The organism is Pseudoalteromonas sp. Scap25 (genome assembly GCF_013394125.1).
Lineage (GTDB): Bacteria > Pseudomonadota > Gammaproteobacteria > Enterobacterales > Alteromonadaceae > Pseudoalteromonas.
Genome location: NZ_CP041327.1, coordinates 1,375,236 through 1,398,370 on the forward strand (window position 1 = coordinate 1,375,236; position 23,135 = coordinate 1,398,370).

The following is a 23,135-nucleotide window of genomic DNA, read 5'->3' on the forward strand; positions in this document are numbered from 1 at the left end:
ATGAAACCAAAATTTATAGTTATAGAAGGCCTAGAGGGCGCGGGTAAATCTACCGCCATTGCCCTGTGCCAAGACTTTTTAAATCATCACCATGTTGATTTTATCAATGTGCGCGAACCCGGTGGAACACCACTGGCTGAATCGTTACGTACTTTAGTAAAAGCAGAACACCAAGAAGAAATAGCTTTTGAAACTGAGCTGCTAATTATGTATGCCGCGCGTTCACAACTAATGCATAATGTGATCAACCCAGCGCTTGAACAAGGCCAGTGGGTATTGGCTGATCGTCACGATTTATCGTCACAGGCGTATCAAGGCGGTGGGCGAGGAATTAGTGCAAACACGTTAGCGTCGTTATCGTCTATGGTGTTAAAAGGTTTAAAACCCGATTTAACTATTTACTTAGATATAGACCCTGTTATTGGCCTTGAACGTGCAAAAGGCCGTGGTGAGCTAGATAGAATTGAGCAAGAAGCCATTGAGTTTTTTCAGCGCACCCGTATGCGTTACATTGAGCTTGCAAATGATGACGACAGCATAAAAACAGTTGATGCCAACCAAAGTATTGATAAAGTTCACCGTGATATTACCAATGTACTACGCACGTTTTTTTCAGGGTTAAAATAATATGGCATTGCCGTGGCTTAATGAGGTAGAGCAACGCTTAACTCAAAGCTATAAAGCGCAACGTTTTCATCATGCGCAACTGTTTTGTGGGCCCATTGGGGTTGGCAAATTTGAACTAAGTGAGCAACTCGCAAACAGTTTGCTATGCCAAAATACGCAAGTACAGTTAAGTAGCCCCACTAGCGTACTAAGACCTTGTGGGCAATGTAAAAGTTGTTCATTAAACTTAGCGGGTACACACCCAGACAAACGCATTACCCGAGTAGAAGGGCAAAGCATAGGTGTTGATGATATTCGCGGCATAAGCGATTTTATGCACCAGTCAGCTGCGCAAAATGGCAATAAAGTAGCGATTATTCAAAACTGCGAAAAAATGACCACCGCAGCCGCTAATGCGTTATTAAAAACCCTTGAAGAGCCAAGTAATAGTCGGTTTTTAATCCTGACAACCAGCCAAGTGGCGCAGTTACCAGCGACTATTTTAAGCCGTTGTGCTAAAACCGAGGTTAAAGTAACTAATAACCAATTAGCACAACAATGGTTAAGTAGTTTGGATGTGCCTAACTATACCTGGTTGTCGTTATTTTATAGCCAACCATTGCAAGTAAAGCAGTGGCAACAGCAAAATCAGCTAGAAAATATTGATACGCTTTATAAATTTGCAACTGAGTTTAAACAAAGCCATAATTTCAATGCGTTAGTCGATATAATAAATAAACAGCCCGAGCTTGTTCGTATTTTTACTTTATTTTTAAGTGAGCAGCTCAAACAACAGCTTTTAAATGGCATGAGTTTTGACTCTTATCAAGTTGCTCAGCAAGCACTGAATGATTTTTTACAGAATAACATACAAATACTTGGGTTAAATTTACCGCTTGCGGTATCACGACTAGCGTATACATTACGTAACCAATAAAAAGGACTAGATATGCAAGAGCTATTAGTAGATATAGACGACCTTGATGAACTATATCGCTGTTACATGCCTTTTTTAAAAAAAGGTGGGTTATTTGTACGCACCAATATGCGTTATGAACCTGGGTATTCACTTGCCTTACGCGTTACCTTGCCTGACGCGCTAGAAGATGACGTGGTAACCGGAAAGGTTACGTGGGTCACTCCACAAGGCGCTCAGAGCTCAAATCCACCGGGGATCGGTATTAGCTTTTTAGATGACAAAACCAATCTAAACGCGAAGATCGAAAAACTGCTGGGGACTATGTTAAACTCCGGCAATCCAACTTATACCATGTAGTAAAAACAGGCCTTATTTTGATTGTAGATTCTCATTGCCATTTAGACCGTCTTGATTTTGATAAACTCGATTTAAACCTAGACCAAGTACTTGATAACGCCCGCGCTAAAAAAGTAGAACATTTTTTATGTGTCAGCGTCACACTTGATCAGTTTCCCGATATGCTAGAGCAAATTAAGCATTACGATGACGTGTCTGCGTCATGTGGCGTGCATCCACTCGATCAAAAAGACGCACTCAACAAACAGCAATTAATTGACTTAGCCTCACACGACAAAGTAGTAGCCATAGGTGAAACTGGGCTTGATTATTACTATGCAAAAGACACTCATGCAGTGCAACAAGCGAGTTTTGTTGGCCATATTGAGGTAGCTAATGAATTACAAAAGCCACTTATTATTCATACCCGTGATGCCCGTGCCGATACCATTAATTTAATGCGTGAGCACAAAGCAGAAAATTGCGGTGGGGTACTTCACTGTTTCACCGAAGATTGGGATATGGCCAAAAAAGCCATTGATATGGGCTTTTATATCTCTATTTCAGGCATTGTGACCTTTAAAAATGCGGTAGAGCTTAAAGAGGTAGTAAAGCAAATTCCTCTCGATCGACTGCTTATTGAAACCGACTCGCCTTACTTAGCGCCAGTACCATATCGTGGTAAAACTAATCAGCCAGCGTATGTTGAAGACGTGGCTTATTACATTAGTGAACTCAAAGGCATTAGCTTTAACGAGTTGGCAAAAGCCACTACTGATAACTTTTACTCTTTATTTAAATTAGCAGCTAAAGGCTAACCTCATGACGATTCTCTCGGTGCAACACCCGCTGATAATTATGGGGCCCATGGTGCGCCGAGCAGAAAAAGCTTCAGTTTGTATTCAGTTTGCTACTTCAAAGCCAGTAAATTGCCGTGTAGAGCTAATTGGCTTCGAGTGCTATAGCGAACAAGACACCATAAGGCTAGGTGAATATTTATTCTTACAGTTTGTGGTAATTAAACCTATAAACAGTCAGTTCCCGCGCGATACATTATTATCATACCAACTATTTTTTGATGACACCCCTGTTGATTTATCAGCATTTAGCTTTAACAATCAGCCATTACCTGAATTTGTGATCCCCAAAAAACTAACGCAAATATTACATGGCTCGTGCCGCAATGCGCATCATCCTGCAAAAGACAGCCTAGTAAGTTCAAGCCATTGGCAAGCCGTTCAGCGAAGTAATGAACAGCAGGGGGCACAGTTATTATTGCTTTCGGGCGATCAAATTTATGCTGACGATGTAGCTGGCCCCATGTTATTAGCGATACATCAGCTAATTAAGCACTTGGGTATTTATAAAGAGCAGCCACTTGATTTAGATTTACCCGCTGACATTGCAGAACAGTTGTATGGTCGCCATTACTTGTTGCCAACTACCTCATGGAAAAACCGCTCAAAACTAGGTATTGGCTATTGGTTAAAAAAGGACGAACCGCATTTTTCTAGTGTAAAAGCGTATAATCATCTGATTCATTTTGAAGAGTTCGTAGCACTGTATTTACTCAATTTTAGTAGCCAAGCATGGCAATACATTGACCTAAATAACTTAAGTTACTCAGGTGGTAACGGAAAAAATCAAGCGCTATTTAATGCAGAAAAAACCGCATTAATCGACTATGCACAAGGTTTAGCAGAGGTAGATCGATTGTTTGCCAATGTATCTACCTTAATGATGTTTGATGACCATGATGTAACCGACGATTGGAACCTCACCGCAGGGTGGGAGCAAGCCATTAATCAAAACCGCAGCAGCAAGCGTATTGTAAATAATGGCTTAGCGAGCTATTGGCTGTTTCAAGGAATGGGCAACGACGCACTGCAAAAAACCGGATCGTTACTTGGCCCTTTTAACGACTGTTTAGCCGGCGATATGCAATGGCAATTTAAAGCGTTTGATAAGCACCTTAACGATTTTAACCATTGGCATTACGAGCTAATGACCATTCCTAAAGTGGTGGTGCTCGATACTCGTACGCATCGTTGGCGTAATGAGCAAAACTTTAACGAACCTTCAGGTTTACTTGATTGGGAACGTCTCACAGAGCTTGAAGAAAGCCTATTAAGCCATGACCAAGTCATTATTGTATCGCCTGCTCCCGTGTTTGGGGTTAAATCGATAGAGGCAATTCAAGCGGTGTTTAATATGTGTGGGCAACCACTGATGGTTGATGTAGAAAACTGGATGGCCCACGAAGGCTCAGCCAAAAAGTTACTCAACACCTTTAGGCGCACCGACACCCCAAACGAAACGCTGATTTTATCGGGCGATGTACACTATTCGTTTTGTTTTTCAGTGCAAAAGCGTTTTGGCGATCATCCCAACAGAATTTGGCAACTGACAGCCAGTGGCATTAAAAATGAGTTTCCGCGCAAGCTAATAAATATACTCGACAAGCTCGACTCTATTTTATACGGTCCCAAAAGCCCACTTAACTTTTTTACCAAACGCTGGCATATGGAAGTAGACAAACACCAAACTAAAGGCAAAGGGCAAAAGTACTTAGTAAGCGATTCTGCCATTAGTTTGGTTACGCTTGAAGCGGGTAATTTAGCCAGGTATCAGCTAATCCACGGCGACGGCCACACCACCGAATTTGATTTAGAAGAGCAGTGATTTAATACAAGAATTAGGTCGATATTATTGCCAACTTGTAGCAGCGGCTTCATGTCGCGTCATTTTATAATGTCGTTAGCGACGGGCGACGGGCGATGAGCGACGAGTTACGGGGTAAATATCCAAAAGCGCAGCGTCTCTTAACTCTCTTTGTTAATAATTTCTTTGCGCGGCATAAAGCCCCGCCTACAATAAACAGCTATGTTACCCTTATTCGTAGGCGGGAGTTTACCTCGCGCATGTTTAAAGTATGAGGGTATTAGGCCCGTAACCTGACCCCCGCAGCCCGTTAACTTCGTCGTTTTTTAATCCGCTTTGGTGCCGGTAACTTATTGGTTAATATCGCTAAACATAACACCACTATAAACAGCATTGAGTTTGCGCCGGCTTGTAAGGAGTAATCAACCGACGAATGTAGCATCATGGCTACTATGGCCGTAGCACAACCAAACGCCCCCCCCTGATAAAGCGCCGTCTTACGCGTTCGCATAGTATTAATACATAACCACAAACAATAAAGCACTAGCAGTCCTAATAACGCTGTGGCAGGAATACCTAGCTCAACTGCAAATTGTACATAATCGTTATGCGCGTTGTCGTAGTAGCCAGAGTAGGGCTCAGATTGATACGCAGGAAACGCAGTATAAAAAGTACCGCCACCAGAGCCCAATAATGGGTTATCTAAAATCAGTGGAATTGAGTCACGTACAACTTCATCTCGTGTTTCTGATTGCAAGCTGGTTTCGCTAATACGTTGTTTTACTTTTTCTACATCGAAAATAGCACCAATAATAATTAAATCGATAATAAAAAAGCTCACAATCAGCAATTTAAATGCTTTAGGCTTTTGCTTATAAACAAACAGCGCTAGTAAGCTTACTATTATTAAAGCGATAAAAAAGGCCGAGTTACCCATACGGCTGCGAGTTAAAATAAGCGCCACAATAATAATAATTAACGAAATGCGTAAAATTATTTTAGAACTCAATAATATTTCGGCCCAAGCGCGTAGTGTTTGTTTTACAGTGGGCTGATAACCGCTGTTAGAGCGTTTTAGTTCACTGATTAAAACACCAATGCCTAAACATAAACATAAAGCTAAGTAATTAGCTAAAAAGTTAGAATAGGTAAAAGTACCAATTGCACGATCTGTATGTTTGTAACCAAATAAAGGACTAACAATATCGGGAGATAAGTTTAAATAACTAGCGTACAACGCCTGAAATACACCGGCACAAATAACAGCATAAATTAACTTTTTAATTCGCTCTGCACTATTGCAGTAGTTAAATATTAACCAGCTCAGCATAATTAAAAAACAGGTTTTTAATAACATTTGTTTGGTTTGAAATGCATCAACACTCACGCCAAACAGCTGTATACCACAAACTAAAATAACTGCACTTAGAGTAAAAAATAGTGGCCAAGAATAGCGAGGCGGAAATAGCGCTTGGTTGTTATTTAACACACTGTGGGTAAGATGGGTAATAAAGGTAAAGCTAGTTAAAATGCCAATAGCTAAAATTGCCCAAGGTCGGTAACTACCTAAAGGAAGAGGAAGTAAAAATAGGATCAAACAAATTAAAAAAAATATAAAACGATTCAAAATAAACTCAAACAAAGTAAAAACGCAGCCAATAGGCTGCGTTTAAATATACTTATGGTAAAAACTAGTTACCGACTTCAGATATACCGTTATCACCACCTGTACCACCAGAGCCTGGAGGTGTTGGTAATGTTGGTAAACTGCCTACTGGCGGAGCAGGTTGACCTACACCAGGGCCTGCAGCGGTCGCTTCAGAAGCGGTGGTTGCATCAACACCTGCAGTAATTGCAGCAAGTGTAATTGCATCAGAGTCTAAACCTGCAGCCGTAAGTGCAGCTAAAAAGTCAGAAATTAACGGATTGTCTGCACCAAATTGGGCAACAACAGCTGCAACCATCGCATCAATGTCTGCAGCGCTACACGCAGCATTTAGTAATTTCTCTTCTAATTCAACTTTTTCTTTGTTTTTACAAATACGTTTAATAGCTTCTACTAAATCTTCGCGTAATTGCTCTGGTGAAGTATCTGCAGTAACGTTATTAAGAATATCAATTATGTTATTTATGCTCACTTCTTGAACCACAGCATCGTTATCCGTTTGTGCATGGGTTGGAAGAGCAGTAAGAGCTGTTGCGCTAGCTACTAAGCCAGCTAAAAGTAATTTTTTCATTTCTCGTCCCTAGGTTGAGCTTTAATTGCAAAATTTTAGCGCATCGGCGCAAAAAGTAAACTCTTTATTTACGCCATTTTCATTAGATTTAATAATTTTTGATGGTGACAGTATTAAATTACCTTGTACCCCGTCACATCCCAATGATTCGAGTATCTCTAACGTTTCAGTCTTTTCAATTAAACAGGCTAAAACTTTAATACCAAAGCCATGACAAATATTATTAACTGTTTGAATATAAAATTGGCTTTGTGGGTTAGTTACTAAATCTTGAATATAACTACCATCAATTTTTACATACTCAATATCAAGACCTTGTAAATACCTGAACGACGTTAAGCTAGTACCAAAGTGTTCAATACATACATTAATACCCAGCTCTTTAATTGCATCTATGTGTAACGAAGCTACGTGCACATTATAGAGCAAACCAATTTCATGTAGTTCGAATACAAGATTTGTTTTAATAACGGGTTTAGTGTGCGAATAAAGGGTGAGCCATTGTATAAAGTCAGTTGAGTACAACGATGCCTTGCTAATATTAAGTGCAAATACATCATTAGGGTAATGTTCTTTTATATCTACAAAGCTTCGTATAATTTTTTTATCGAGTTCTTCGGTTAAATTTAACTTTTCAGCCATGGCGAATAAGTGGCCATTATTTACTTTTTCACCCTCATGAATAAAGTGGGCAAATACTTCAAAATAACATTGAGAATCAGTTTTATTAGCTTGCTTTACGGGCTGCACTGAAAAGCTCACTTCACCCGCATTAATAATCGACTTAATTAAAGTACGCCATTGGTTAACACTAAATAATGACTCTTTATCGGTATTGTCTAATGTAGCATCTTCGCCAATAGTGCAACTAGTATCAAGTAACGACAACACTTCACCCAAGGCAGCGCCTTGATCAATCCCAACTATGGCTAAATTAGCGTAACCATTAATGTGTGAGCTATTTTCTTTTTGACTTAACTTATCACTCACATCTAAGCGAGCTTTACTTAAAAATAAAACATCATACGGGGCCAATAAAACGAACGTTCCCCCGTTGAGCCTAAATAAAGATGAATTTGGTAACTCATTAGCAAGCTGTTTAAGTATTTTTGCAGCATCAAGCACATGCTGATCGCCATCTTGATAGCTTACAACTTGGTTAATATTATTTAACGAGGGCAGGGTAAGCATCATTGCAGTAATGGGTGTATCGTCAGTAATATTATTAACAACTGAATTAAAGTGGTTCTCAAACGACTTGCGGTTACCTAACCCTGTTAACGAGTCTATGTATACCTCTTCGGTAAGTGCTTGAGTTTGTTTTGTTAGTGAGTCAAACGTACTTTGTAGGTTTAAAACCATGTTATTAATGGCTTGTGTAACAGTGCGCAGTTCTCGAGCAACCGGTATTTCTTTATTTAAGGTAAAACGCTTTCGTGTTACTAGCATAGCTTGGTTTTCTACTGCTTGTAGTGGCTTAAATACCGCACGTAATATTAAAAATGCAATTGCCAGTGACGCTGCTAATAGTAAAAACGAACTATATAAGCTGCGCAAGGTGTGCTGCCACAAGGTTAAATACGATTGCCCAGTATGGCTGGTTACATCAAGGGTGCCGGCCATCATCCAGCCATTGTTAATTTCAGAATGCATAGTTGGTGCACTTAGTTCAACAGCACCTATAAACCAGCTAGGAACTGATTCAACGCGTTTAGGATTTTGTAATTCAAAAACGATGTTGTTTTGCACATCAGTAAACTTAATTTGGCTATAATAACCAGAGTCAAAAATAGCGGTTGCCATCGTCTCGGCAATCATTAGGCTGTCGTCTTCTAAATAAGGAGAGATAGAAAGGCCTAAACTGGTAGCGGTATCTTGCGCGTGGCTAGCCATTTGCGTTTGTAAGTAATTACGGGTTGTATCAACGTCGGTAATAACGCGTACACAAAACGAAATTATCGAAATTAAAATTATCAAGCCATATACTTGAGTCTTTAAACTCAATCCATATTTAAAGAGTCGAGACATAACTACTAGTTCCTTTATTGTTATCGTTGGCAGGCGCAAGCTCACCTTGTTCAATTCGCTCAAGCATGGTGTTCCAAGCAGAAACACCACGACTATTTTTAACTTTATTACCTAACCCTTTCGACTTGGCTAACCATAAACCTTGGCCATTAAAACTATATATAGGTTTTAAATCGCCACGGTTACTAGCAGGTACCAATTTTGTATTGAAATTATCAAGCACTAGCGGTATTTGATTAGGTTGTTCAAAGTATATAAGTACCATGTGAGGTTGATTAACCGTACGCTGGCGTACATACATAAAGCGTATTTTATCTTCAGGGATTCCTAAGGCTATTAAAGTAAAATACTTTGCAATAACATAATCTTCACAGTCACCCATACCCACCCCCAAGCTTTCTAGTGGCGTGGCCCAATAATCTTTTTTTTGCCAAAGCTCGTCATCGGTTTTGTACTTTATATGCTTATTAAAAAAGTCATTAACTAAATGAATTTTTTGCCATTCGCTTTTGTCGGCAGAGTCATCTATAAAACTCAGCCAGTTTTTTATTCTTTGGTGGCCAGCATCACCATAAAACTGTTTGGCACGGGTAATTATATCGCTATTACGCAAATGTAAAAGCATGTCTTGTGCACAAGCAAAAAAAGACACTAATATAATGATGCAAATTCCTACCCGCACAAAGCCCATCCCTAAAAAATTAACGCGGTAATTATATTCCCATTGAAACTAAAATGATAGGTTATAAAAAGTGCACCCACCCTTAAGTTAACAATCTGTTAACTTAAAACAATCTAAAAGGCTGCTTTTTGTATTGAGCGAATTTATCTGGTGTGTATAATACCCGCCCATATGGACAGTAGCACTTAAAACACATGCTTAAATTTAGCAACGGCATCAATAAGTTTCTACGAAAATAAAAAAACGATAAAAGGAATTGAAGTGAAAGTATTAAAAGCAGTCTTGCCTGTTGCAGGTTTGGGTACGCGCATGCTGCCAGCGACCAAAGCAATGCCAAAGGAAATGCTTCCGCTAGTCGATAAACCTCTCATCCAGTATGTTGTAAACGAAGCAGTTAAAGCCGGTATTAAAGAAGTTGTTCTGGTTACCCATGCCTCCAAAAACGCAATAGAAAATCACTTTGATACTAGCTTTGAGCTAGAAGCGACCCTAGAGGCCCGCGTAAAACGTAGCTTGCTAGAAGAAATTCGTTCAATAATTCCGCGAGATGTCAGCATTATTTCGGTTCGTCAATCAGCGCCGTTAGGCTTGGGCCACGCAATACTTGAAACTCGCCCAATCATTGGTAATAACCCATTCGCTATTTTGTTGCCTGACGTCATTATCGATCAATATAAGTCGAGCCTAAAGGTTGATAACTTAACGCAAATGATCGGCCGATTTGAGCGCACCCAGCATAACCAAATTATGGTTGAGCCCGTCCCACATCAAGAAGTGCACAACTATGGTGTAGTTGATTTAGCGGGTAAAAATATTGCCCCAGGCGAAAATGCAGCCATTACCAACATGGTTGAAAAACCAAATAATGACGAAGCGCCAAGTAATTTAGCCATAACAGGACGTTATGTTGTATCACCTGCTATTTGGGATTTGCTTGAATATACGCCACCAGGTGCTGGCGGCGAAATTCAATTAACAGATGCATTACTGCAGTTACGTCACCTTGAAACAATTGAAGCGTACCATTTAAAAGGTAAGTCGCACGACTGTGGCTCAAAACTAGGTTATATGCTTGCAAATGTAGAGTATGCAATGCAATCAAACCTAATGGGTGAAGAATTTACAAAACGTGTTAAGCAATTAATGGCAAATGCATAAAGCTATACAAAACCGGTTAGTAAAAAATTAAAGGGAAATCATGGCTATTAAAGTATTAAGTATTTTTGGTACGAGACCTGAAGCAATAAAAATGGCACCGCTAGTTAAAGCACTCAATGCCGCAGAAGGTATTGACGCAAAAGTGTGTGTTACTGCTCAGCATCGCGAAATGCTTGACCAAGTTTTAGACCTTTTTGAGATTGTACCCGAGTACGACTTGAACATTATGAAGCCGGGTCAAAGTTTATACGATGTAACAACAAATATCTTGTTAGGGCTAAAACCTATTCTTGAAGAATTTAAACCAGATTTAGTGCTTGTTCATGGCGATACCAGCACTACTTTATCTGCAAGTTTAGCGGCTTTTTATCAGCAAATTCCAGTGGGGCATGTAGAAGCAGGGTTACGTACAGGTAATTTAAGTTCGCCATGGCCTGAAGAGGGTAACCGCAAGCTTACTGGTGCTATTACAAAGCTGCATTTTGCACCAACGCAAACATCGCAGCAAAACTTACTCAATGAAGCGGTAAGTGCTGACGATATCGTAATTACTGGTAACACCGTTATTGACGCATTATTACAAGTGGTTGATAAAGTAAAAACCGACAGCGCTTTAATTTCAACTCTAAAAGCTAAATTTCCAGAACTCGATGAAACTAAAAAGCTTATTTTAGTTACAGGGCACCGCCGTGAGAGCTTTGGTGGCGGTTTTGAGCGAATTTGTGAGGCACTGGTCGAAATTGCAACTGCACACCCAGATACACAAATTTTATACCCAATGCATTTAAATCCTAATGTACGCGAACCAGTAAATCGCATATTAAAAAATGTTGATAATGTGCATTTAATCGAGCCGCAAGACTACCTACCATTTGTGTACTTAATGAATCAAGCTCACATAATCGTAACCGACTCAGGTGGTGTTCAAGAAGAAGCGCCAAGCCTAGGCAAACCTGTACTTGTTATGCGTGACACCACAGAACGCCCAGAAGCGGTAGAAGCAGGTACAGTTAAACTAGTAGGCACAGATAAAGCTCGCATAGTGAATGAAGTTAATAACTTACTCACTAACGATCAAGAATATCAGTCAATGAGCCGTGCACATAACCCTTATGGTGATGGTAAAGCGTGTGAGCGTATTGTGGCTAAAATTAAGCAACATTTTAAAGATTAAAATAAAGTTTAAAACTTTTTCAAGGATTTAGTAATGACAATTAAAACAGTTTCAGTTGTTGGTTTAGGCTACATAGGTTTACCAACTGCGGCGGTTATTGCATCGCGCGGTATGAAAGTAATTGGTTTAGACGTAAGCGAAAAAGCAGTTAATACCATTAATGCCGGTGAAATACACATAGTAGAGCCTGATCTCGACATAATAGTTCGTGGCGTAGTATCTACTGGTAACTTAAGAGCGACTACAACGCCAGAAAAAGCCGATGCGTTTATGGTAGCTGTACCTACACCATTTATTCACAGCGAAAGTGGTAACCACAGTGCAGACTTAAGCTATATTGAATCGGCTGCAAAAATGATTGCCCCAGTGCTTGAAAAAGGTAACTTAGTTATTTTAGAAAGCACCTCACCTGTAGGGGCAACGGAGCAACTAGCCGCTTGGTTAAGTGAAGCGCGCCCTGATTTAACGTTCCCACAAGATAAAGGTGATGCCGCCGACATCAATGTTGCTCATTGCCCTGAGCGTGTATTACCTGGTTATGTATTACAAGAGCTAGTGTCAAACGACCGTGTAATAGGCGGTATGAGTAAAGCATGTAGTGAAAAAGCTGTTAAGTTATACGAAACTTTCGTGCGCGGCGAGTGTATTATTACCAATGCTCGTACTGCTGAAATGGCTAAGTTAACCGAAAACTCATTTCGCGATGTAAACATTGCCTTTGCCAATGAATTATCGGTAATTTGTGACAAATTAAAAATTAATGTGTGGGAGCTTATTAAGCTTGCTAATCGTCACCCGCGTGTAAATATTTTAAACCCAGGCCCAGGTGTTGGCGGCCACTGTATTGCGGTTGATCCTTGGTTTATTGTTGCAAGTTGCCCAGACGAAGCAAAAATAATTAAACAAGCACGCTTAACTAACGACGCAAAACCATTCTACGTAATTGAAAAAGTAGCAAAAGCCGCTGATGAATTTAAACGTCCAGTTATTGCATGCCTAGGCCTTTCATTTAAAGCCGATATCGACGATCTTCGTGAGAGCCCGGCATTAAATATTGTTGAAGAGTTAGCAGCAAAAAATATAGGTGAAATACTTGCGGTAGAGCCAAACATTGCAGAACTTCCAGCTAACCTAGCAGATAAAAATGTTAGCTTAGTATCACTTGAAAGCGCACTAGAGCAAGCAAATGTCGTTGTAGTATTAGTTGATCATAAACAATTTAAAGCTGCAGACAAAACAGAGTTTGCATCAAAAGTTGTTATTGATACTCGCGGTATTCTTTAATTTTGTACTATTTATAAAGATTTTTTAATGTGTATTAATAAAATATCAATAATGCCTAAAAAACATATTGCTTTAATTATGCCCCTCTCTACTTACGACTGGGGTAGTAATAATTGTGGCGGCGTAGATAGCGTATGCCAGATGCTTGCAGAATATATGGTTAACCATGATGACGCTAACTATAGGTTTACCATTATCGGTCTTGACCCGCAAAGTAAAACCCCTTTCACAGGGGATGTTATTCATTTATCGGATAACGTTGATTTTATCTGGTTGCCTGCATCAAGCAAGCAATCAAAATTTAAAATCCCTGGCATTATTTGGCAAAATTGGCATGTACGAAAATTATTAAAGATCTTAAACCCTGACTTAGTTCACACCCACCTTTGGAGTTTATTGGTAGGTAGTTGCTACGAAGGTAAAACACTTGTCACCGTTCATAGTTATAAAAAAATAGCCCGCCGTAATGTGGGTTTAGTTAATGATTTTTTATATGAAAAAATTATTCCTTCAATTACTGCAAGGCGAAATGATAATGTTGTTGTTGTTGGTAAACAGTTGCAAAGTGCAATTATTGCAGATGGGTTTAAATCTGAAGTAGTCCATAACCCTATAAATCAAGAATACTTTGAAGCTAATTACGCCAAACATAACCGAAAAGAAGTAAAACTGGTTACGTGTGCGTTATTAACGCCAAGGAAAAAGGTTGAAGACTCCGTTGCTTTATTAGCCAAGTTAGTTAGTGATGGCTTCGACTCTTCGTTAGCTATCATTGGACCTGCTACAGATAAAGAATATACGCAACGGATTAAAAAACAGGTTGTTTCTCTAGGGTTAGAGAATAATGTGACTTTTTTTGGTAAGTTAAATAAAGCTCAGATCATACAGCAGTATACTAATGCTGACTTAGGTGTATTTACTTCTGGTGAAGAGACATTCGGCTTAGTGCCTCTAGAAATGTTAGCTGTTGGTTTACCTCTAATTACAACTAAGGTTGGAATACTTGAAGATGAAAGGCTTTTTTTTGAAGGAATAGGGGTTCAATACTTTACTAATACATTGACGTCAGAAAGTGTGAACAATTTAATTAAGAATCATGATGTGAATAAATCTAAAAGTACACTTGAAACGAAATTTAATATTGCATGTGTTTTTGAACAGTACCTCGACCTCTACTCTAAAACTATAGACGAAGTTGAATAATGTTTGGTTCATTGCTTAAGTACGCCCCAGTACAAATATTTGCTGCAATTAGTATTTTTACGTTAATTAGCATACATACTAAGTTGTTGACTACAGCTGAATATGGGATGCTGGCATTAATGCTGCTAACCGTCGAAGTTGTAAGAGCAGTAGCTGCCCAGTGGATTAACGCTAGCATGCTGCGTTTACTTCCAAGTAAAAAAACAGAGGAACATGAACATTTTGCAGCGATTGCCAACTCGATTATTTTTTGCTGCACATTGCCAGCCTTGGTATTAGTTAGTTTGGGGTTATATTTAACAGGTTTATTAACCTTATCTACGTTTTTAGCTACCTTTTTAGTTTTTTTAACTAAAGCTCTCTATCAGTTCTATCTTGAATTAGCTCGTATAATGGAGCGTTTAAATCAATATAGAATTGCCGTACTTACTCAATCTATTATGGCTATAGCAATTACAGGCAGCTTGCTAGCTTACTCTCCTAATATCCTTTCTGCGTTATCAGCCCTTGCTTTGAGCTACATAGCTGCAGGTTTAGTTGTTTTTAAACCGCTTAAAATTAGTTTTAATAAACTTAAAACTGCAGATGCTAAGGCTATTTTCTCTTATGGTTTGCCACTTATGGCCAGTGGTTTAGTTGCAGCAATATCAAGCCGATTGGATCGCTACTTTATTGCCGACTCATTAGATTTAGCACAAACAGGTATATACGCCGCTATATCAAACATTTTATTAGGAATAGGCGCACTTATTTTTATGGTTGTTGCTTTGCCAAGCTATCCTGAATTAACCAAAAAAATAAACGATAAAGCTGCTTTGTACAAAGCGCATGGTGAATATTTAATTTTATTATGTTTAATTGCAATGCCTGCTCTAGTTGGGTTTTGCATTTTAGCTGAGCCGATAACGCACCTATTGCTTAGTGAAGAATATTTATCACAAGGTTCTACTGTTATTTATATTTTATGTGCGGGGGTGTTTGTTTTAAATTTGAAGGCTCATTATATAGACCATGGTTTACAGTTCTCTTTAAACACTAAATACCTGCCCAAAATCAGTGTTTTTTCATTAATATTAAACCTTTCATTATTAGTTACTTTGATTCCTCCTTTTGGTTTGATAGGGGCGGCGAGTGCTTTTTTAATTGCTAATATTATCGCATTGGTTATGAGCCTATGGCTATCGCTAAAAAAAGGATATAAATACGCTGTACCGTTGCAGGTATATAAAATTATACTTTCAACTGTGTGTATGGCCATATTCCTGCAAGAATTACGAGTTCATCACTTTGTGATAATTAATATGCCCATAGTCAATATTGCTCTTGATATGATTACTGGCGTTATTATATTTTCATCTGTACTTGCCTTACTAAATTATAAAAAATGCAAGGCATGGGTAATAAGTTAATGAAAAATGAAAATATTTACAAAGTAATGGTGTTAACTTTTTTTACTGCTTTTATTTTTGGCGGCTATTTACTAGAGAACGTAGGTATAAAATACGTATCAGAAGGCGGAAATCCGTTAGTTAAAATACATATTTCAACATATATATTAATGCTAACCTTTGCTATCTTTACGCTCAGAAAAGGAATTCAAACACCTATAATTAATCTTAAAGAGCTAAGTTCAGCATGGCTAATTAGCTTACTGAGTATAATTCTTGTAATATTTTATGGTTTATATACCTCGGGTATGTCAGGTATAGCTTATTTGGTCAATACCATGATCTCACCACTTTTAGCTGTTTATTTATTATGTCAGTTAAGCACACATCATAAAGGTAAACTATTAAGCTTACTTGCTTATCTTTTATTTTTTAATGCCATGATTGCTATACTGGAATTTACGATAGGCAAAACAATGGTTAGTGTTGAGTTTGCAAGCTTTAGCTTTTTTCGGTCAACTGCACTCTTGGGTTTCCCTCTCAATAATGCATTAATCACAGCTGCGTTAGCCCCTATACTAATGAGTTATACTCGAATTCCTTATTTAATCTATTTTACCGTTGTAACTTTAGCTTTATTTGCTTTTGGAGGGCGAGCTGCCACTGCTATATTCATTTTCGGAATGTTGTTTTTAATTATGCCAAAGATACCTAGATTTATAAAATCAGGGTTTCATACATCAAAAATGCGTTTTGCTATAATCCAAGCGCTCGCTTTTTTTGCGTTCATTTTTACAACATTAATAATTACTTTAACTCCAATTGGTGCTCGAATCCTCAGTAAGTTGCATATTGATAAGAGTGCTGAAGCACGTTTTAACGTATATATTTTGTTAGATGAATTAACCCCTATTGAATGGGTATTTGGAGCATCGTCTGCATTTAAGCAAAATATTGATTTCTACATTGGAATAAATGTGATTGAAAATTATATCATTGGTTGGGTTGTTAATTTTGGACTTATTGGCACGTTTTTACTTGTTTTCACTTGCTATAGCATACCATCAAAATTGATGACAAGAAGTAATATAAAATTAAATGTTGCCTTAATTGTATTTATTTTAGTATCAGTGACCAACAATGCATTAACGACTAAAACGCCAGCTTTGTTATTTTTATTTAGCGTAATGTACCTTTCCAGAGCAATAGAAAGTAAGACCAAAATATAGCTCAGTATAAAATACAGGATGTCATTGTTAGCTAAAGTGGAAATATAAAGATAAGAGATATTTAAAGCAAAATTTTTTAGAAATTTATACAATTTAAAATGATGAGGTTAAATAATGCCCAATGCAATACTGTTATATAGAGTCTCCAGGTGGCTTTATTTAAGAAAAGTCCCTTTATTACCAAAGCTTATACAGTTAATGATTTTCCTGTTTTATAATTCTAAATTACCTGCTAGTGCGGATATCGGGAAAGGTTCTTTTCTTGTGGTTAAAGGTATTGGGGTAGTAATTATTGATAACGCCAGAATAGGAGAACGTTGCAGGATTGGTATTGGTTGCAAAGTCGTTGGTAAGGGACCTTATAAGCGTGTTCCTAGTATTGGAGATGATGTTTTTCTTGGTCCAGGCTCTGTAATCGTAGGACCAGTAATAATTGGTAACAAAGTAATAGTCGCTCCAAATTCTGTAGTTACAAAAAGTGTACCTAATGGATGCATAGTTGGTGGAGTTCCTGCAAAAATTATCGGGAATATAGACGAATTGAATTATGACATATTAAAAAACGAGAGTTATTTAGATGATGTAGCTCCATATATGGTAAAAAATAAAACAAGACTTTGTCAAGTAGACAGTCATGTTTAATCTTATGTAATTTAATTGTATTTTGCGATCTCTAGCAATTAAACCTGATATTTAAAGGAATAGTATTGATGTTTACTAGTAAGGCATATACAAAAAGCCCTATATTCGTTCAAAATATTTTATTAAGTAGTCGCGCATTTATACGTAAAAAACTTAGGGAAAATACAAACTGCGAAAGGCTGACTCAAAAACTACAAACTCACGAGTTTAACTATGAGTTATTAAAACAGTATAGTCATAAAGCGCTCAGTGCTGTAGTTACAAGTGCAAATGATGCTATTGATTATTATAAGGGAACTGGTCCTGATATAAACAATTACCCCTATATCGATAAACCAACAGTTAACAACCATAAAGACCAGTTTTTATCGCCTCAAAAAAAAGGCGCTGTAATTAATGGTGCAACAAGTGGTACAACAGGTGCGCCACTAGTTATCCCGCAGAGTATGAAGTCAGTTATAACCGAGCAAGCTTTTGTTAACCGAGGGCTTACTTGGGCAGGTTTTGAAAAAGGCGATAAACGAGCATGGATCCGTGGTGATATGATAGTACCGCTCGAACAAAAACAGGCGCCATTTTGGCGTTATTCTTATTTTGAAAATATGATTGTGCTTTCATCGTTTCATATGGCGCCTAAAAATTTACATTCATATATCAATGCAATGGTTGATTTTGGTGTACAAGTTATTCAGGCCTACCCTTCATCTATTGTTACGTTAGCTAAGTATTTAGAAATTAATAATGAATATTACCCAGGTGAAATAAAGTCGGTTGTTACTTCATCTGAATCACTAACTAAGGAAGATAAACACCTCATTGAAACGCGATTTAAATGTACGGTGTTTGATTGGTATGGATTATTTGAACGTGTAGCTGCTATTGCAAGTTGTGAGTACAGTCGTTATCACATATTAACAGATTACGCTCATGTTGAATTATTGCCAGCTGGTAAAACAGAGGATGGTCGTGATAGGGCTGAAATTGTCGGGACTAATTTTAATAACTCCCTTTATCCTTTAATACGTTATAAAACGGGTGATCACGTTATATTGTCAGAGGAAAAACATTGCCCCTGTGGCCGAGTATTTCCACTTGTTGATTCTATAGAGGGTAGAACAGGAGATTACCTAGTTGCTGAAGATCGGCAAAATGTGCATATATTAAATCATATACCAAAAGGTGTTGAAGGGTTATTGGGTGCACAATTTGTACAGAAAAAAGATCTGAGTATTGATGTTTGGGTCGTAGTAGATAAAACATTATTTAAAAAAGATCAAGAAGATAAATTAATATTAAACACAAAAGAAAGATTGGGTGCGTCTATTAAAGTTAGTGTAAAAACAGTTGATGCGATTCCAAGGACTAAAAACGGCAAAGTAAAGCAGGCTATAAGAGAGTTTTAACGTGAAAAAAACAATAAATTTAACAATAGCCACAGATAAAAACGGTCAAGGTGGTATTGCCACTGTATTAAATGTTTACGACAGTGAAGGCTTTTTTAATGACACAAATTCAGAGCTTTTAGCAAGCCATTCAACAAATACAGGTTTTGGCATGGCAGGCCAACTATTTAATTACTTACTTTGCATTATTAAGTTAGTTGCTAAATTAATAATTTATGATGTTGGGGTAGTGCATATTCATATGGCTTCTAGAGGGAGTTATGCTAGAAAATCAAAGCTAATAAAGCTGATTAAGTATTTTAATACAAAAGTAATTTTGCACTTACATGGTGCTGAGTTTAGAGATTTTTACAAAAATGAATGCTGTGAATCTAAAAAAGCACAAATAAGGTCAACTTTTAACTCTGTAGATAAAGTTATTGTTTTATCTACTCAGTGGCTAGACTGGCTTGATACTATACTTGATGATCCAAAAAAAGGGATAGTAGTTTATAACGCAGTGCCTAAATTAGAATTAGAAAAAGAAAAAACTAATAACTTTAATTTTGTATTTTTAGGCCGTTTAGGTGAGCGTAAGGGTGTATCTGACTTAATACATGCTTTTAAATATGTCGTTAAAGACCATCCAAACTCGAGGCTATTACTTGGAGGAGATGGTGAAATTAAAAAGTATCAAACTATGGTTAACGAACTTGAAATTAGTGAGTATGTTGACCTACTTGGTTGGGTTGCTGGCGATACAAAGATGAATACTTTAAAGAAAGCAGATGCATATGTTTTACCAAGTTATAATGAAGGTTTCCCAATGGGAGTGCTAGAAGCAATGTCATGTAACATACCTGTTATTGCCTCTACTGCAGGTGGGATTCCAGATGCTATTACAAATAACATTGATGGCTTACTTATTGACCCCGGTGATGTTGAAGCCTTAAAGATAGCAATGAATAGGTTAATTGAGTTCCCTATAGAAACAAAAAGAATGGAAAATGCTGCAAAGGAAAAATTTTTAAATAACTTTAGCCCTTCAGTAATTATTCCAAAGCTAAAATGTATTTATAAAGAGCTGGGAGCAATTTAGTAATGTTAGATAGTAACTATTGCAAAAAGCTATTACTTAATAAGGCAAAAATAGGAAGTTATGCTGGGCAAGATCCATTTGATGGACTCAATAGTAGATTATTTGAATTAATTCCCCGATTTAAACAAGGCATTGTAGGCCTTGCTTGGATTCAATTGCATAAACGTTTAGCAATTAACTTACGGCCAATATGTGGGGTGCCCAAAAAGCGCAACCCAAAGGGTATTGGTTTATTTATTTTAGGTTTATTGGAAGACTATAATGCAACCAATGAGCAAACTTATTTAAATGAAGCGATAAAGCTAGCTGATTGGTTATTGACCCAGCAAAGTGATAAATCTATTTGGCAGCATTGTTGTTGGGGTTATCACTTTGATTGGAATGCTCGTGCTTTTTTTGTACCTAAAGGTAAGCCAAACGTAATTACTACTATTTATGTTGCTCAAGCTTTATATGCGTTAAGTGAAATCACTAAAGACAAAAAATACTCAGAACCTGCAATTGATAGTGCACATTTTATTGTAAAAACATTATATAAAGAATGTGATGGTAGGCAGTTTTTTGGTTACATACCGGGTGAGACTGCATTTGTACATAATGCCAGTCTTTGGGGCGCTGCATGGGTTGCAAAAGTTGCCGTGCTGACTAACAACCAACATTACAAACAGCTTGCTTTAAATGCTGCAAGGCAGTCGGTAAGCGAACAGGGACTTGATGGCTCATGGGTATATGGTGCTCGCCATCATCATCAGTTTATTGATGGCTTTCATACCGGTTATAACCTAGAGGCATTGCGCTTACTGAGTGATGAATTACAAACCGATGAGTTTGAATCGGCAATTGCACAAGGCTTTACCTATTATAAAGCACATTTGTTTGAGCAAGATGGCACCGCAAAATATTACAATAATAATCGCTATCCACTCGATATGCACAGTGTATCGCAAGCTGTTTTTACACTATTAAAAGTAGGTAAAACCCCAGATGACTTTGCGATGGCCGAAAAAATAATTAACCGTGCTATTCAAACTTTATATATGCCTAAAAAGCAGCGTTTTATTTATCAAAAAAATAAGTACTTTACCAATAAAGTTGACTATGTGCGTTGGACACAAGCATGGGTATATTACTCGTTTGCTTATTTTAATCGACAAAAATCGAAAAACGCTAAAAATGCAGTTATTAAACAACTTTAAAAACGGACTCAACAATGAAACGTATTGAATTTTTAAAAGCACCAATGGATATTGCCACCATGCAAGAGACGGTGTCTTTTATTGAAAACAGAATTGAGCAAAAGCAATTTTTACAGCATGTTGTGGTTAATGTAGCCAAAATAGTTAATATGCAAAAAGATCCTGTTTTAGCTGAGTCGGTTAAAGCGTGTGAGGTAATTAATATTGATGGTATGGGTGTAGTGTTTGGTGCGCGCTTTTTAGGCCACGATATCCCAGAGCGTGTAGCGGGTGTTGACCTTTTTCATGAATTATTAGCTATGAGTGCCAAGCGTGACTTTCCTGTATTTTTACTCGGTGCTACCGATGAGGTAGTTAGCAAAACAGTAAGTAAAGTCAAAGCACAAAACCCTAATTTAAATATTGCTGGTTATCATGATGGTTATTTCTTTGGAAATAAAGAGGGGGATGATGAAGAAGCCGTGGTCACTAAAATACGCGAATCGGGCGCTAAGTTATTATTTGTTGCTATAACCTCGCCTAAAAAAGAAAATTTTATTAATAAGTGGCAAGACAAGCTTGGTGTTGACTTTGTAATGGGTGTTGGCGGTACGTTCGATGTTGTAGCAGGTAAAGTAAAGCGTGCACCACAGTGGATGCAAAAGGCCGGATTAGAGTGGTTATATAGGGTATTACAAGAGCCAGGTAGAATGTGGAAACGTTATTTAGTAACAAACTCAAAGTTTGCATATCTTTTGATTCAAGACAAGTTCTTTAAATTATGGCACGTATAAACTACATTGATAACATGAAAGCAATAGGAATTACGCTAGTTGTACTTGGTCATGCAGCTTGGTTAAATGGGGATTTTTATACTTTAATATACTCATTTCATATGCCTTTATTCTTTTTTTTATCAGGGTATTTGGCATCATCCAAACGAGAGGTTAAACTGTCATTAGTTAAACTATTCCAGCGCCTAATATTACCTTTTACTTTCTTTTTTCTTATTTCCTATTTATTTTGGTTACCACTGAACATTTTTAGTGATGGCCAAGCAAGTAAAATGGAATGGTTTGACCCTTTAAATCGTTTAGTGACATCTAAGGCTGATAGTTTTCATATTAATGGTGTTCTTTGGTTTTTTCCCTGTTTAATCATTATTTCATTAGCACAGATTATATTTTTTTCTGCATTGAAGCCAATATATAATTTCGTAATCACTTCAGGAATGCTTGTAATAATGTTGTTATTCAATGAGCTTATTTCGGAAAGATGGTTTTGGTCGATAGATTCTGCTGTTGTTGGTATGTTTTTTTATCAATTAGGTGTTCTAGTTAAAAGGGTTAACTTTTTAAGTTATGCAATGTTTAACAATGAATTTAAAATTTACTTAATTTTGTTATTTACCATTCCAATTTTTTATTATTTAGCGCTATTAAATGGCCGTGTAGATATAAGAGAGTTAAAGTTTGGTGTTTTCCCTATTTTGTTCCCTCTAATTGCTTGTTTAGGAATATTTATATTATTTTTGATTAGTAAAAAACTCAAACCTAGACCCACCTACCAATGGCTGGCAATTTCTTCAATAGTGATATTTCCGCTTCATTTAATTGTTTTTAGGTTTTTACATAAGATCGAGGTTAGGATCATCCCTAATACTTGGCATTTGTTTGATTTACTTCCTTATGTGAATACTTTAATAGCTATTTTCTTTTTAGTTTTTGTTTTTAGATTCATAAAATCTCAGGCGCCAAAACTTATAGGTTTATCAAATTAATTTAGTTGGGAGTTTAACAGCAGTAGTTTTATTCCCACCTCTATCCTTTAAAAAGAGTGAAGTATTTTCTCTTGGCGCATTCATCCTGCATGCAAGTCTGTTAACCTTATATTTACATTTATTAGTTATTAAATATCAATGTTTGCTTTTTT

At 37.4% G+C, this 23,135-nt stretch carries 21 protein-coding genes; 17 read left to right on the forward strand and 4 right to left on the reverse strand.

The window, feature by feature from the left end:
- From tmk to FLM54_RS06340, 5 genes are read left to right on the forward strand one after another with little or no spacing between them, the layout of a single operon-like run.
- Nucleotides 1-627: a dTMP kinase gene (gene tmk / locus FLM54_RS06320; RefSeq protein ID WP_010389641.1), complete on the forward strand. Its 627-nt coding sequence runs from the start codon at nt 1-3 to the stop codon at nt 625-627.
- Nucleotide 628: 1 nt separating this feature from the next.
- A complete protein-coding gene (locus tag FLM54_RS06325) occupies nt 629-1,543 on the forward strand; it encodes a DNA polymerase III subunit (protein ID WP_178955763.1) in 915 nt (304 codons plus the stop codon).
- Nucleotides 1,544-1,555: 12 nt separating this feature from the next.
- A complete protein-coding gene (locus tag FLM54_RS06330; protein WP_010389644.1) occupies nt 1,556-1,882 on the forward strand; it encodes a PilZ domain-containing protein in 327 nt (108 codons plus the stop codon).
- A 17-nt stretch (nt 1,883-1,899) separates the two neighbouring features.
- On the forward strand, nt 1,900-2,679 hold the full coding sequence (locus FLM54_RS06335) for a TatD family hydrolase (RefSeq protein ID WP_178955765.1): 780 nt from the start codon (nt 1,900-1,902) through the stop codon (nt 2,677-2,679).
- Between the two features lie 4 nt (nt 2,680-2,683).
- On the forward strand, nt 2,684-4,543 hold the full coding sequence (locus FLM54_RS06340) for an alkaline phosphatase D family protein (RefSeq protein ID WP_178955767.1): 1,860 nt from the start codon (nt 2,684-2,686) through the stop codon (nt 4,541-4,543).
- A gap of 289 nt (nt 4,544-4,832) precedes the next feature.
- Here FLM54_RS06340 and FLM54_RS06345 read toward each other — a convergent pair whose 3' ends face one another.
- The 4 genes from FLM54_RS06345 to FLM54_RS06360 all read right to left on the reverse strand — a co-directional run bounded on the left by FLM54_RS06345 (nt 4,833) and on the right by FLM54_RS06360 (nt 9,469).
- The gene (locus tag FLM54_RS06345) at nt 4,833-6,149 is read right to left on the reverse strand and encodes an O-antigen ligase (protein ID WP_178955768.1); all 1,317 of its coding nucleotides are present in this window, start codon (nt 6,147-6,149) and stop codon (nt 4,833-4,835) included.
- A 64-nt stretch (nt 6,150-6,213) separates the two neighbouring features.
- Nucleotides 6,214-6,759, reverse strand: a complete 546-nt coding sequence (locus FLM54_RS06350; protein ID WP_178955769.1) for a hypothetical protein — start codon at nt 6,757-6,759, stop codon at nt 6,214-6,216.
- Nucleotides 6,760-6,780: 21 nt separating this feature from the next.
- Entirely contained in the window at nt 6,781-8,787 is a 2,007-nt protein-coding gene (locus FLM54_RS06355; RefSeq protein WP_178955770.1) for an EAL domain-containing protein, read from the reverse strand.
- Nucleotides 8,771-9,469: a transglutaminase-like cysteine peptidase gene (locus tag FLM54_RS06360; protein WP_178955771.1), complete on the reverse strand. Its 699-nt coding sequence runs from the start codon at nt 9,467-9,469 to the stop codon at nt 8,771-8,773. Before FLM54_RS06360 ends, FLM54_RS06355 begins: the two co-directional genes overlap by 17 nt.
- Nucleotides 9,470-9,730: 261 nt before the next feature.
- On the opposite strand from FLM54_RS06360, the gene galU reads away from it, so the two are divergent.
- From galU to FLM54_RS06420, 12 genes are all read left to right on the forward strand, one after another.
- Entirely contained in the window at nt 9,731-10,627 is an 897-nt protein-coding gene (galU, locus tag FLM54_RS06365; protein WP_178955773.1) for a UTP--glucose-1-phosphate uridylyltransferase GalU, read from the forward strand.
- A gap of 40 nt (nt 10,628-10,667) precedes the next feature.
- Nucleotides 10,668-11,801, forward strand: coding sequence for a non-hydrolyzing UDP-N-acetylglucosamine 2-epimerase (gene wecB / locus FLM54_RS06370; RefSeq protein ID WP_178955775.1), 1,134 nt, complete (start codon nt 10,668-10,670; stop codon nt 11,799-11,801).
- A 33-nt stretch (nt 11,802-11,834) separates the two neighbouring features.
- Nucleotides 11,835-13,085, forward strand: a complete 1,251-nt coding sequence (gene wecC / locus FLM54_RS06375; protein WP_178955777.1) for a UDP-N-acetyl-D-mannosamine dehydrogenase — start codon at nt 11,835-11,837, stop codon at nt 13,083-13,085.
- Nucleotides 13,086-13,112: 27 nt separating this feature from the next.
- On the forward strand, nt 13,113-14,288 hold the full coding sequence (locus tag FLM54_RS06380; protein ID WP_256729675.1) for a VpsD family glycosyltransferase: 1,176 nt from the start codon (nt 13,113-13,115) through the stop codon (nt 14,286-14,288).
- Nucleotides 14,288-15,697 (forward strand): oligosaccharide flippase family protein, encoded by a 1,410-nt coding sequence (locus FLM54_RS06385; RefSeq protein ID WP_178955779.1) that lies wholly within the window; start codon nt 14,288-14,290, stop codon nt 15,695-15,697. Before FLM54_RS06380 ends, FLM54_RS06385 begins: the two co-directional genes overlap by 1 nt.
- Entirely contained in the window at nt 15,697-16,905 is a 1,209-nt protein-coding gene (locus FLM54_RS06390; protein WP_178955781.1) for a VpsF family polysaccharide biosynthesis protein, read from the forward strand. The genes FLM54_RS06385 and FLM54_RS06390 overlap by 1 nt, the downstream gene beginning before the upstream one ends.
- A 114-nt stretch (nt 16,906-17,019) precedes the next feature.
- A complete protein-coding gene (locus FLM54_RS06395) occupies nt 17,020-17,547 on the forward strand; it encodes a serine O-acetyltransferase (RefSeq protein WP_178955783.1) in 528 nt (175 codons plus the stop codon).
- Between the two features lie 68 nt (nt 17,548-17,615).
- Nucleotides 17,616-18,950, forward strand: coding sequence for a phenylacetate--CoA ligase family protein (locus FLM54_RS06400; protein WP_178955785.1), 1,335 nt, complete (start codon nt 17,616-17,618; stop codon nt 18,948-18,950).
- Nucleotide 18,951: 1 nt separating this feature from the next.
- A complete protein-coding gene (locus FLM54_RS06405) occupies nt 18,952-20,028 on the forward strand; it encodes a glycosyltransferase family 4 protein (RefSeq protein ID WP_178955787.1) in 1,077 nt (358 codons plus the stop codon).
- Between the two features lie 2 nt (nt 20,029-20,030).
- Nucleotides 20,031-21,224, forward strand: coding sequence for an aspartate-semialdehyde dehydrogenase (locus FLM54_RS06410; protein WP_178955789.1), 1,194 nt, complete (start codon nt 20,031-20,033; stop codon nt 21,222-21,224).
- A 14-nt stretch (nt 21,225-21,238) separates the two neighbouring features.
- A complete protein-coding gene (locus tag FLM54_RS06415; RefSeq protein ID WP_178955791.1) occupies nt 21,239-21,997 on the forward strand; it encodes a WecB/TagA/CpsF family glycosyltransferase in 759 nt (252 codons plus the stop codon).
- Nucleotides 21,985-22,983 carry an acyltransferase family protein gene (locus FLM54_RS06420; RefSeq protein ID WP_178955793.1) on the forward strand — a complete coding sequence of 333 codons (999 nt, stop codon included), beginning with the start codon at nt 21,985-21,987 and terminating at the stop codon, nt 22,981-22,983. The genes FLM54_RS06415 and FLM54_RS06420 overlap by 13 nt, the downstream gene beginning before the upstream one ends.
- Nucleotides 22,984-23,135 lie beyond the last annotated feature (152 nt).

What these genes read in the sequence shown, in the direction of transcription:
- tmk (WP_010389641.1), top strand. Translation starts at nt 1, where the DNA reads ATGAAACCAAAATTTATAGTTATAGAAGGCCTAGAGGGCGCGGGTAAA.
- FLM54_RS06325 (WP_178955763.1), top strand. Translation starts at nt 629, where the DNA reads ATGGCATTGCCGTGGCTTAATGAGGTAGAGCAACGCTTAACTCAAAGC.
- FLM54_RS06330 (WP_010389644.1), top strand. Translation starts at nt 1,556, where the DNA reads ATGCAAGAGCTATTAGTAGATATAGACGACCTTGATGAACTATATCGC.
- FLM54_RS06340 (WP_178955767.1), top strand. Translation starts at nt 2,684, where the DNA reads ATGACGATTCTCTCGGTGCAACACCCGCTGATAATTATGGGGCCCATG.
- FLM54_RS06350 (WP_178955769.1), bottom strand. Translation starts at nt 6,759, where the DNA reads ATGAAAAAATTACTTTTAGCTGGCTTAGTAGCTAGCGCAACAGCTCTT.
- FLM54_RS06355 (WP_178955770.1), bottom strand. Translation starts at nt 8,787, where the DNA reads ATGTCTCGACTCTTTAAATATGGATTGAGTTTAAAGACTCAAGTATAT.
- wecB (WP_178955775.1), top strand. Translation starts at nt 10,668, where the DNA reads ATGGCTATTAAAGTATTAAGTATTTTTGGTACGAGACCTGAAGCAATA.
- wecC (WP_178955777.1), top strand. Translation starts at nt 11,835, where the DNA reads ATGACAATTAAAACAGTTTCAGTTGTTGGTTTAGGCTACATAGGTTTA.
- FLM54_RS06380 (WP_256729675.1), top strand. Translation starts at nt 13,113, where the DNA reads ATGTGTATTAATAAAATATCAATAATGCCTAAAAAACATATTGCTTTA.
- FLM54_RS06385 (WP_178955779.1), top strand. Translation starts at nt 14,288, where the DNA reads ATGTTTGGTTCATTGCTTAAGTACGCCCCAGTACAAATATTTGCTGCA.
- FLM54_RS06390 (WP_178955781.1), top strand. Translation starts at nt 15,697, where the DNA reads ATGAAAAATGAAAATATTTACAAAGTAATGGTGTTAACTTTTTTTACT.
- FLM54_RS06395 (WP_178955783.1), top strand. Translation starts at nt 17,020, where the DNA reads ATGCCCAATGCAATACTGTTATATAGAGTCTCCAGGTGGCTTTATTTA.
- FLM54_RS06400 (WP_178955785.1), top strand. Translation starts at nt 17,616, where the DNA reads ATGTTTACTAGTAAGGCATATACAAAAAGCCCTATATTCGTTCAAAAT.
- FLM54_RS06410 (WP_178955789.1), top strand. Translation starts at nt 20,031, where the DNA reads ATGTTAGATAGTAACTATTGCAAAAAGCTATTACTTAATAAGGCAAAA.
- FLM54_RS06415 (WP_178955791.1), top strand. Translation starts at nt 21,239, where the DNA reads ATGAAACGTATTGAATTTTTAAAAGCACCAATGGATATTGCCACCATG.
- FLM54_RS06420 (WP_178955793.1), top strand. Translation starts at nt 21,985, where the DNA reads ATGGCACGTATAAACTACATTGATAACATGAAAGCAATAGGAATTACG.